Source organism: Stenotrophomonas sp. HMWF003 (assembly GCF_003061285.1).
Classification (GTDB): Bacteria; Pseudomonadota; Gammaproteobacteria; order Xanthomonadales; family Xanthomonadaceae; genus Stenotrophomonas; species Stenotrophomonas maltophilia_AP.
Genome location: NZ_QAIW01000198.1, coordinates 1 through 6,174 on the forward strand (window position 1 = coordinate 1; position 6,174 = coordinate 6,174).

Below are 6,174 nucleotides of genomic sequence, written 5' to 3' on the forward strand. Positions count from 1 at the left end.
ACCCCGACCCGCCCGGCATCTATGTGGCCTCGACCACGCTGGACAGCTTCCTGCCCGGCTTCGGCGCGTGCAATCCACTGGCGCTCGGCGTCGAGGACCCGCTGGCCAGCATCTGGATCGGCAACCGCTCGCGCATTGCCGCCCACCAGGATGTACCGGACAACCTGGCCTGCGTGGCCGCCGGCCGACGCCGGGTGACGCTGTTTGCTCCGGAGCAGATCGACAACCTGTACATCGGTCCGCTGGATTTCACCCCCGCCGGTCAGGCCATCAGCCTGGTCGACTTCGCCGCGCCGGACCTGCAGCGCTTTCCGCGTTTTGCCCAGGCATTGGCGCATGCGCAGGTGGCCGAACTGGGCCCGGGCGATGCGCTGTTCATCCCCTCGTTGTGGTGGCACCACATGGAAGGACTGGACACCTTCAACGTGCTGGTGAACTACTGGTGGCGCCCGGTGCCGGCATGGATGGATGCGCCCATGAACGCGTTGATGCTGGCCATGCTGGCGTTGCGCGAGCTTCCGCCGCCGCAGCGCGAACACTGGCGCACCCTCTTCGACCACTACGTATTCGACGCCGACCCGGACACCGCCGCGCATGTGCCCGCGCATGCGCGCGGCGTGCTGGGCGCGCTGGATGCCAACACGGCCGCGCAGGTGCGCAGCGTACTGCGCAGACGGCTGGAGCGCTGAAGGCCTGCGGCCGCGCGCTTCACCCACGGCCGGCCGTAATCCGCAATAATCCGCGGCGTGACCCGTAGTCCGCCCGGGGGTGGGATGTTGCGCTCCTGATTGCTCCGCCGCTGCCGTTCCATCCGCATCCCGGCTGGCGCTGCACCCTGCCAGTCCGAAGCCCCGCATGCGCCCGTTTTCCACCCGCCTCAACCTTGGCAAGCTGATCCTCGGCCTGGCCCTGCTCAGTGCCCTGATCGCGCTGGCCAACACCCTGCACGCCAGTTACCGGGTGCAGCGCGAACAGTTGATCGGCACCACGCTGGAAGCCAACCGGGTCTATGCCAGCAAGCTGGCCGAAACCACCCAGAACTTCATCCAGTCCGCGCAGCAGCAGCTGGCCTACAGCGCCACCGCACTCGGCCAGCGCCCGCACGACCGCCACGAACTGGAAGCCGAAGCAGCACGCCTGCAACTGCAGACCAACAGCTTCAATTCGGTATTGATCGTCGATCCGGCCGGCACCGTGCTGGCCACCTCGCCGCAGAGCCTGGCCCTGCAGGGGATCACCCTCAACAGCCGCGGCAACAAGGAGGCGCTGGAACGCCGCGTACCGTTCATCAGTGACCCCTACCAGTCGGCCACCGGGCGCCTGCTGGTGGCCATTTCCCATCCCGTCTTCAGCGCGCAGGGCCAATACCAGGGCTACGTCAGCGGCACCATCTACCTGCGTGAGCGCAGCATCCTGCAGACCCTGCTGGGCAAGCACTACTACCGGGACGGCTCCTACCTGTACGTGGTCGACCGCAACGGCCGCATCCTGTACCACATCGAGCCCAACCGGGTGGGCCAGTTCGCGCTGGAGAACCCGGCGGTGCTGGCGGTGAGCAAGGGCCACACCGGTGCGCAGCAGGTGCGCAACAGCCACGGCGTGCAGATGCTGGCCGGGTATGCGCCGGTGCCGATCGTCGGCTGGGGCGTGGTGGCCCAGCGCCCGACCGATGCCACATTGGCGGCCCTGTCCACGCTGATGAAGGCGGTGATCTGGAATGCGATTCCGCTCGGCGTGCTGTCGCTGCTGATCACCTGGTGGTTCGCGCGGCGCATCTCGCTGCCGCTGTGGCAGCTGGCGCGCAACGTGCAGAACCGCGACACCGGCATCGCCATCCGCCATGTCACCGGCATCCGCGCCTGGTACTACGAGGTGGCCCATCTCAAGCAGGCCCTGCTGTACAGCTTCAACCTGCTGCAGGACCGCATCGGCAAGCTCAACCGCGCCAGCATGACCGACCCGCTCACCGGGCTGCAGAACCGCCGCGGCCTGCAGCAGGGGCTGGAAGACTGGCAGGCGCGCGGGCAGCCGTTCGGGATCATCGCGCTGGACATCGACCGCTTCAAGACCATCAACGACCGCTTCGGACATGCGGTGGGCGACGCAGTGATCCTGCGCATCGCCCAGCTCATGCGCGACGACTCACGCGACACCGACCTGCTCTGTCGCAACGGCGGCGAAGAGTTCCTGATCCTGTTGCCGGGCATCGACACCGAGGCGTCCGCACGCATTGCCGAACGCCTGCGCGTACAGGTGGCGGCCGAAGTGTTCGAGGAGGTCGGCTCGGTCAGCGTGTCGCTGGGGGTGGCCCACTACCCCAGCTATCACGACGACCCGCAGCAGGCGCTGCGGCTGGCCGACAAGGCGCTGTACATGGCCAAGGAACAGGGCCGCAACCGCACCGTGGTGCACCCGGCACCGGACCGGCGCGACCCGACCTGAGGGCGCCGCCCGCCCCGGTCTGCATGGCCGGGGGTGTTCAGGTGCCTGGCGGGGTCAGCAGCTGCGGCCCGGTGGGGGTTGCGTCCGCCATGTACACCCCGCCCGCTGGCAGCAGGCCGCCGGCATCATCGGCGAGCGCCCGATCCGCACGCCAGGGCGCCTGCTGGCGTGGTCCGGGAACGTAGACGTCCCACGCGCCATAGCGGACATCCTCGCCGTGGAAGGCGAAGCTCACCGGCACCCGCACTGTCCAGTCGTTGGCGTCCTTGTCCATGCCGGTGGTTGGCGCGCGGAAGCTCCAGCTACGCGCAGCGGCCATCGACGCGCGCGCCAGCACATCCCGCATGCGCTGCATCTCGGCCCCCCTGGCCACCACCTTCATGTTCACCTGTTCGGTGGCCACATCCAGTACGTGCCCGTCACGACCAATCTTCAGCAGCAGCAGAACATCACCACGTCCGCCGATCGACGCGACACTGTCAGGGTAGGACGGCGGCCGCATGGTCAGGGCGGTCACGGTATCGGTGGCAGCGGGATCGTAGTGGTCGAAATTGGCCGCCAACAGGGTGAGCAGGGTAGCGCCATCGGGCTGTGACTTGCCGCCAATGCGCAGGGTGACGGGCGTACGCATGCGGACCGGGCGTCCCTCTTCGGTGCCGGGCGCGAAGCGCCATGCGTTCACCACCTGGTCGACGAAGCCGGCGATGGGAACGGGCACGCTGTCGCGCTGGTCCAAAGCAAAGCCTTCCACCTGGCCTTCCGGACCCACATCGACGGTACCGGACAGCACCATGCTGGCTTCGGCCTGGGCGCGTATCGTGCGCTCGCTCTGCGCGGCAGCCTCGGGAAGCGCGGCCATGCCGATCGCGCCGATCGCCAACGCCATCGCAAGAATATGGAATGAACGCATCGCACCTGCTCCTTGTGGACGGCGCTGAGCGTAGCGCAGGGCTGGCAGGGTTTCCAATCAGGCCAGTCGCTGGCCTGAGGCATAAGGCGGCGTGTCAGGAAAATCACCGGCAGCAAACCGTGCCTGCAGGCCCTGCCACCAGGCCGGGTCGAACAGGTGCCCGAAGTGCTCGCGCACCGCCGCCAGTTCGGGCCCCGGCAGGCCCATGAACATCCAGAAGCGCTCGGGGAACACATCGCGCGGGCCGATCTGGAACCAGGGCTCGTCAGCCAGCGCTTCCTCCGCATTGCGGGGCGTGGGCCAGGCGCGGAAGCTGCAGTCACTGACCAGGCACAGTTCGTCGTAGTCGTAGAACACCGCGCGCCCATGCCGGGACACGCCGAAGTTTTTCGGCAGCATGTCGCCGGGGAAGATGTTGTTGCGCGCCATGTCGGTGATCGCCTGCGCGTAGTCCAGCGCCGCGTTGCGCCGGGCCTCGCTGGCCTGCTCGCGCAGGTACAGGTTGAGCGGGCGGAACCGGCGCTGCACGTAGCACAGCGTCACCACCACGTCGTCACCGTCTACGCTGACGCTGCTGCGGCACTGGGTCAACAGTTCCTCCAGCAACGCCGGGGCGAAACGCGCACGCGGAAACCGCAGGTGGCGGTAAGGCTGCGCATCCAGCAGGCGGCCCACGCGGTCCAGGTTGAAGACCAGCGCGTACTTCTCTTCCACCTGCTGCCGGGACATGGCCTTGGGCCAGGCGAAGCGGTCGCGGATCAGCTTGAACACCAGCGGATAGCTGGGCAGCGTGAACACCGCCATGACCATGCCCGGGGTGCCATCGGCATGCACCAGCTGTTCGGTGGGATGGTCCTGGAAGTGCCGGAAGAAGGTGCGGTAGCGCTCGGTCTTGCCCTGCTTGGCGCGTCCCAGCACGGTGTAGATCTCATCGATGGGCTTGGCCGGCAGCAGGCTGCGCAGGAACACCACCGCATCGCCCACGGTGGCCAGGTCGGCCTGGAAATAGCTGCGCGACACGCCGAACAGGTGCGCCACGTCGCGGCGCCGGGTCAGCACTGCTTCGGCGCGCAGGCCATGCTGGTCGTTGACCAGGGCGATCACGCACGGCGAGAAGCGATGCTCTCCGAACACGCGGCCCACCAGGTAGGCACGACGTTCGCGATAGAACACGGTATCCAGCAGTTCGATGCTGCGCACCGGGTAATCCCCCCAATGCGCAAGGTCATCCTGCAGCCGCACCGCGATCGCCGCCGCGCAGCGCAGCTGGTGCGCGTAGGGCACGTTGAACCGGTAGTCGCCCAGCACCCGCAGCAGTGCTTCGGCCGGGCGCGTGGCCGACAGCGTGTAGCTGTGCCGCGCCACCGGATGGGTGATCGCGTCGGACGGCTCGACATCCATGGCCATGAACTCGATGGCCGCATCCACGCCCTGGGTGGCGAACAGCCGCCGCGCCAGGGTGTTGTAGAAGGTCTTGTACAGCTCCGCGTCGATCAGGCCCTCCAGCAGCGTGGCGTAGGCCTGGCGCACGTGCAGCCACAGCGTGCGGGTGCCCACCTGCTCGCCTGCGCCGCGGCGCAGGGCGTCTACGGTCTCGGCAATGCACTGGTCGTACAGGCCGATACGCTCGACGGCGTCCTGCCGGGCTCCGGTCCAGTCACGCGTTTCAAAGCGCAGCCGCGCCCGCTGCGTGACGGCCGCAAAGCGCGCGTGATAATGCTCGAAGCCATCGCGGATCAGCAGCGCCAGCGTCGTGGCCAGCGTACGGGGATCAGGAATATCGGCGGCAGCCATTCATCGCACCGAAGGGACCAGCGGTCACCATACGATAGCCGCCGCTGCCTGCGGTAGCGGGAAAAAGAGGTTCTTCTCCCATCTGAGGGGAGCGTCTTGTTGCAAGTGCCGTCGCAGAGCGAGCACGACGCTACGCGGGTGGCCGGGTGCGCAGGCGCTGTTTGGATCGGCTTCGGTCTCCGATCGGGCCGATCGCGAGCGTGGGGGCGAGGATCTGGGCTTTTTTGATGGCCGTTGGTGGGTCGGGCGCTGGGTCCCTATGCCCTTGGAGGCGAAGTAAAGGAGGAGGTGGCGGCCGCAGGCCGACGCCGGAGGACATTCGCCGGAAAGGGCATAGGGACCCAGCGCCCGACCCACCAACGGCCGCGCCTGGAACGGGTCGAAAGCACGCTTTTTGATTGCCCCACATGGCGGCGAAGACCCAAAAAAAACGCCGCCGGCCGCCACCACGGCGCGGCCGGCGGCGGAGGGAACCTTACAGCGCCAGTTCGGCTTCCACGTCCTGCACCTTGCGGCGCGCCAGGGCGAGGTTGGACTTGTTGCGGTCCAGGACCAGGTACAGGAACAGGCCCTTCTTGCGCGAGACCGGGCGCAGGATGTGGTACGCCTTGCCCAGCGAGATCAGGATGTCTTCGATGGTGTCGTTGAGATTGAGCGACGCGGCCGTCTTCATCTTGGCCCGGATCACCTCGGTGTTGCCTGCCGCGGCCACCTCCATGTCCATCCCCGAACCGGCCTCCCCCAGCAGCATGCCGCTTTCGTAATCGACCAGTGCCACCGCCTGCGCGCCATCGATGGTCATCAGCGCGTTCAAGGTATCGTCGAGTCCTGCCATGTTGCACCCCGTTGGTTGTCGAGCCCCGTGTTCCCCTGCGGATCGGCTCGTGATCCGCTGAGTTCGGCCATGATGTTGCGGCCACATTCCTTCGCACTCCACAGCACCTTGCCGATCACGCAGCGCGCGTCGCAGGCGGTCATCAGCAGCAGCGGCGCCGGCGTGGCGGGCAGGGCCAGCATCAGCACCTTGC

At 67.5% G+C, this 6,174-nt stretch carries 5 protein-coding genes and 1 pseudogene; 2 read left to right on the forward strand and 4 right to left on the reverse strand.

The features are described from left to right. On the forward strand, positions 1-689 hold a 689-nt coding region (locus DBR34_RS08120; protein WP_146186796.1), incomplete at its 5' end, for a cupin-like domain-containing protein. A gap of 166 nt (positions 690-855) precedes the next feature. Continuing rightward, positions 856-2,442: a sensor domain-containing diguanylate cyclase gene (locus tag DBR34_RS08125; protein WP_128096412.1), complete on the forward strand. Its 1,587-nt coding sequence runs from the start codon at positions 856-858 to the stop codon at positions 2,440-2,442. A 37-nt stretch (positions 2,443-2,479) separates the two neighbouring features. Here DBR34_RS08125 and DBR34_RS08130 read toward each other — a convergent pair whose 3' ends face one another. The 4 genes and pseudogenes from DBR34_RS08130 to DBR34_RS08145 form a co-directional block, all read right to left on the reverse strand. Beyond that, positions 2,480-3,352: an energy transducer TonB gene (locus DBR34_RS08130; RefSeq protein WP_258223752.1), complete on the reverse strand. Its 873-nt coding sequence runs from the start codon at positions 3,350-3,352 to the stop codon at positions 2,480-2,482. 57 nt (positions 3,353-3,409) lie between these two features. Continuing rightward, entirely contained in the window at positions 3,410-5,146 is a 1,737-nt protein-coding gene (gene aceK / locus DBR34_RS08135) for a bifunctional isocitrate dehydrogenase kinase/phosphatase (protein ID WP_128096413.1), read from the reverse strand. A 475-nt stretch (positions 5,147-5,621) separates the two neighbouring features. Continuing rightward, positions 5,622-5,981: a hypothetical protein gene (locus DBR34_RS08140; RefSeq protein WP_038685821.1), complete on the reverse strand. Its 360-nt coding sequence runs from the start codon at positions 5,979-5,981 to the stop codon at positions 5,622-5,624. Next, positions 5,957-6,174 (reverse strand): annotated as a pseudogene (locus DBR34_RS08145) (roadblock/LC7 domain-containing protein); the annotation flags it as partial. The pseudogene DBR34_RS08145 and the gene DBR34_RS08140, both read right to left, overlap by 25 nt.